Consider the following 4,993-nt stretch of genomic DNA (forward strand, 5'->3'; position numbering starts at 1 on the left):
GGTGAGCCCGCGCGACGGTATGGCCGACGACGACGCCGCCCTGCGCCGCCGCGTCCCCGGCACCGGCGCGGTGCGCGCCGAGGACGCCTTCGACGTGGAGGCCGTCGCCGCGTGGTTGCGGTCGATCACCCCCGACGACCCGGACGTGCTCGCCGGCGTGGACCTGGGCGACGACGACGAGCCGGTCCTCCCGGAGGTCCGCCAGTACACCGGTGGCGCGTCGAACCTCACCTACCTGCTGCGTTACCCCGGCGCGGACCTGGTCCTGCGGCGACCGCCGTCGGGGACCAAGGCCCGCGGCGCGCACGACATGAGGCGCGAGTACCGCGTCCAGTCGGCGCTGCGGCCGGTCTACCCGCTGGTGACGCGCATGGTCGGGTTCTGCGACGACCACTCGGTCATCGGCTCGGACTTCTACGTCATGGAACGCATGGCGGGCACGATCCTGCGCAAGAACCTGCCCCGCGACCTGCGGCTCGACCGGGTCACGACCCGGCGCCTGAGCGAGTCGGCCGTGGACGCGCTGGTGGACCTGCACGCGGTGGACGTCGCCGCCGCCGGACTGGAGGACCTCGACCGGGGCGAGGGCTACGTGCGCCGCCAGGTCGAGGGCTGGTCCGCCCGCTACCGCCGCGCCCGCACGCCGGACGTCCCGGACTTCGCGCCGGTCATGAAGTGGCTGCACGCGAACCAGCCCGAGGACGTCGGCCACTGCCTGGTCCACAACGACTTCCGGTTCGACAACCTCGTCCTGGACCCCGACGACGTCACCCGGGTGATCGGCGTCCTGGACTGGGAGATGGCCACCGTCGGTGACCCGCTCATGGACCTGGGCGGCGCGCTGGCCTACTGGGTCCAGGACGACGACGGCCCGCTGTTCAAGGCCTTCCGTCGCCAGCCCACGAACGCGCCGGGGATGCTCACCCGACGGCAGGTCGTCGAGCGCTACGCGCGCCGCGCCGGCCTGGACATCACCGACGAGCAGTGGCGCTTCTACGAGGTGTTCGGCCTGTTCCGGCTCGCGGTGATCGCCCAGCAGATCAACCACCGCTACTACCACGGGCAGACCACCAACCCGGCCTTCCGCGCGTTCCGCCCCGGGGTGGCGTTCCTCGAGCAGCGCTGCCTGCGCCTCATCCGCACCGGCGACGGACGCCTGTCACCCACGCGGATCTCCCCGAAGGACGTGATCCCGGAACTGCTCGGCGTGCCCCGCGTGGCGCTACCGCTGCTCGCCGGCGGCGTCCACGACGCCCGCGGCAAGGTCACCGGCGTCCTCGGCGGGCTCCCCGTCATCGGCGGTCTGGTCCGCGGCGCGGGGGGTGAGCGCTGATGGGCGCCATCCACCTCGTCCGCCACGGTCAGGCCTCGTTCGGCAGCGGTGACTACGACCGGCTGTCCGAGACCGGACACCTGCAGGCGCGCCTGGCCGGTGAGGACATGGCCGCCCGCGGTCTGCGGCCCGACGTGATCATCCACGGCGGCATGCGGCGCCAGCGCGAGACCGCCGAGGGCCTGATCGAGGGGCTGCGCGCGCACGGCGACGTGGACTGCCCCGTCGAGATAGACGAGCGGTGGGCGGAGTACGACGCCGACGCCGTCCTCGAGGCCGCGCGCGTGGCCGGCCTGTCCGCCGAGCACGGCACCCTCGACTCGGCGGGCTCCTCCGACGAGGCCAAGCAGGCGTTCCAACGTGAGCTCGACGCGGCGCTGGGCCACTGGTCGGGTCTCGAGGCGTTCGCCCGGTACCGCGCCGACGCCGAGGCCGCCCTCACCGACGCCGCCGCCCGGTCCGGCAGCGGCAGGACGACCCTCGTCGTGTCCTCGGCCGGCACCATCTCGCTGGCCGTGGCGACCCTGCTGGCCGACCCGGAGGGCGTCGTCGGGTTGTGGACCCGCCTGCAGCGTGTGACGGTGAACACCGGCACGGCCCGTGTCGTGGTGGGTCGGGGCGGGATGACCTGCATCGCGGTCAACGAGCACCAGCACCTCGAACGGGCGGCCGGACCGGATGACCCGCAGCGCCTGATCACCCTCCGGTGAGCGGGCGGCGGGACACGACCTCAGGAGAGACGCCCGATGCCCACGTTCCGACGCGGCCACACGACGATCGCCTACACCGACACCGGCGCGCCCGCCGGTCGTGAGGACGCCCCCGTGGTGCTGTTCGCCCACGGCCTGCTGTTCTCCGGCTGGATGTTCCACCCCCAGATCGCCCGCCTGCGGGATCGCTACCGCTGCGTGACGATCGACTTCCGCGGGCAGGGCAACTCGCCGCGCGCGCTCGGCGGGTACGACATGGACACCCTCACGGTGGACGTCGCCGAGCTGCTGCGTCACCTGCGGATCCCGGTGGTCAACTTCGTGGGGCTGTCCATGGGCGGGTTCGTGGGCATCCGGCTGGCCGCGCGCAATCCCGAGACCGTGCACACCCTCACGCTCATGGACACCGCCGCCACCCCGGAGGAGCCGGCCAACCGCCGCAAGTACCGGACCCTGTCCGCGGTGTACCGCGTGGCCGGCATCGGCCCGGTGCGGTCCCGGGTCGCGCCGATCATGCTCGCCGACGGCAACCTCGACGCCCCCTGGGTGGACGAGTGGATGGAGATGGTCGCGCGCACCGACCGGGCCGGGCTCGTCAAGGCGATCGAGTCGGTTGCCGACCGCGACCCGTGCGAGGACGAGGCGATCCGCATCATCGCCCCCACCCTGGTGATGGTGGGCGCCGAGGACAGGGCCACCCCGCCGGAGAAGTCCCGCCACCTGGTGGACCTGATCGCGGATTCGCGGTACCGCGAGATCCCCGGCGCCGGGCACTCGCCCACCCTGGAACGCCCCGACGAGGTCACGGCCATCCTCGAGGCGTTCCTCTCCGAATACGACATGTGAAGACAGGGGAATCGATGAGAGCGGAGCGCTCAGCCGTGGAGAAGTCAGGGTCGCCGGGAGGGTGGGTCGGCGTCGTCACCGGCCGGATCTCCGCCTGGATCATGCTGGTGGCGGTCCTGCTGGTGAGCGGGGCGGTGTTCGCGTTCGCCTCCTCGGAGAGCTCGTCCGAGGCGCCGCAGACCCTGCCCGACGACTCCGAGGCGGCGCTCGTCTCCGAGATCCAGCGGGAGTTCCCCGACTCCGGCTCGGTGCCCGCCGTCCTGGTGGTGACCCGCGAGGACGGCGGCGAGCTCGGCCCCGAGGGCGTCGCCGCCGCGGTCGGCGCCGGTGAGCGCATGTCCGAGGTCGTGGGGACCCCGCCGCAGGGACCGATCCAGTCCGAGGACGGCGCCGCCGCCCTGGTGCTCGTCCCCGTCGACGCGTCGCTCATCTCCGGCGGCGAGGGGCGCGAGCTCGTCGAGGAGATGCGGGGCGCCGTCGCCGAGGGCCTCGACGACGGACTGAGCGCGCAGCTCACCGGCGGGCCCGCGTTCGCCGCGGACACCGCCGCCGCGTTCGAGGGCGCCGACTTCCGGCTCCTCGCCGCCACCGCGCTGGTCGTCGCGGTGCTGCTCATCATCACCTACCGCTCGCCCGTCCTGTGGCTGGTGCCGCTGCTCATCATCGGCGTCGCCGATAGGGTCGCGGCCCTGCTCGTCTCGCTGGTCGGCGAGGCCGCGGGTGTCACGGTCGACGCCTCGACCTCCGGCATCGTCTCCGTCCTCGTCTTCGGCGCGGGCACCAACTACGCCCTGCTGCTGGTCTCCCGCTACCGCGAGGAACTGCGCAGGACCCGGGACCGCCGCACCGCGCTCCGTGACGCCTACCGCGGCGCGGTGCCGGCCATCCTCGCCAGCAACATCACGGTCGTCCTCGCCCTGCTCACCCTGCTGCTGGCGACCCTGCCCAACTACCGCTCGCTCGGCCTGTCCGCGGCGGTCGGACTCCTCGTCGCGCTGGTCTACGCGCTCATCGCGCTGCCCGCCGCGCTCGCCGTGTGCGGCCGCGGCCTGTTCTGGCCGTTCATCCCGCGCCCGGGCCAGCACCACGGTCGCCACGAGGCGGGTTCGGGGCCCGCCACGCCCGAGGGTTTCGACGAGGAGGTGCCCCCCGGGGTCTGGGGCCGCATCGCCGCGCGCGTCGTGAAGCGCCCGGTGACGGTGCTGGTCTCCTGCGTCCTGCTGCTGGCGGTCCTCGCGCTGGGACTCATCGGCACCCGCGTCGGCCTGAGCCAGACCGAGCAGTTCCGCACCGCGTCCGAGTCCGCCGCCGGACTGGAGACCGCGGCCGAGCACTTCCCGGCCGGCGTCACCGACCCGGTCACCGTCCTCACCCGTACCGGGACCGAGGCCGGGGTCGCGGAGGCCGCGCAGGGCGTCGAGGGCGTCGTGTCCGCCCGCCCCGCAGGAGAATCGGGAACCGGGTGGAGCCGCGTCACCGTCGTGCTCGACGCCGCCCCCGCCACCGACCGGTCCGAGGACAGCGTGGTCGCGCTGCGCGAGGCGGTCGACACCGTGCCCGGCTCCGGGGCGCTCGTCGGCGGGTCCGTGGCGGAGGCCGTCGACACCTCCGAGGGCAACATCCGGGACCTGACGCTCATCGCGCCGCTCATCCTGCTCGTGGTGTTCGTCGTCCTCATCCTGGTTCTGCGGTCGCTCGTCGCACCGCTGCTGGTCCTCACCGCCACGGCGTTGTCGTCCGTCGCCGCGCTCGGGCTCGGCACCTTCGTCACCACCCAGATCCTGGGCTTCCCCGGCCTGGACGTCGCGGTGCCGCTGTACAGCTTCCTGTTCCTCGTGGCCCTCGGCGTGGACTACTCGATCTTCCTCACCATCCGGGCCCGAGAGGAGGCCGGCACCCACGCCACCCGCGAGGCGATGGTCCGCGCGGTCGCCCTCACCGGCGGGGTCATCACCTCGGCCGGCATCGTGCTCGCCTCGGTGTTCGTGGTGCTCGGCGTCCTGCCGCTCATCGTGCTCACCCAGGTCGGCGTGATCGTCGCCCTCGGCGTCCTGCTCGACACCTTCATCGTGCGCACCCTGGTCGTCCCGGCCCTGTTCACCCT

The 4,993-nt window shown here is 73.3% G+C and carries 4 protein-coding genes; all 4 read left to right on the forward strand.

Annotated features, from left to right (window positions below; translation table 11 throughout):
- Window positions 1-19: 19 nt before the first annotated feature.
- On the forward strand, window positions 20-1,333 hold the full coding sequence (locus tag G6030_RS09785; protein WP_182643009.1) for a phosphotransferase family protein: 1,314 nt from the start codon (window positions 20-22) through the stop codon (window positions 1,331-1,333).
- Window positions 1,333-2,043, forward strand: a complete 711-nt coding sequence (locus tag G6030_RS09790; RefSeq protein WP_182643010.1) for a histidine phosphatase family protein — start codon at window positions 1,333-1,335, stop codon at window positions 2,041-2,043. The genes G6030_RS09785 and G6030_RS09790 overlap by 1 nt, the downstream gene beginning before the upstream one ends.
- Before the next feature lie 36 nt (window positions 2,044-2,079).
- Window positions 2,080-2,889, forward strand: coding sequence for an alpha/beta fold hydrolase (locus G6030_RS09795; protein WP_182643011.1), 810 nt, complete (start codon window positions 2,080-2,082; stop codon window positions 2,887-2,889).
- Window positions 2,890-2,924: 35 nt separating this feature from the next.
- The coding region (locus G6030_RS09800) for an MMPL family transporter (RefSeq protein WP_347238629.1) at window positions 2,925-4,993 on the forward strand (2,069 nt) is incomplete at its 3' end.

Source organism: Dietzia sp. E1, assembly GCF_014145015.1.
Lineage (GTDB): Bacteria > Actinomycetota > Actinomycetes > Mycobacteriales > Mycobacteriaceae > Dietzia > Dietzia cinnamea_A.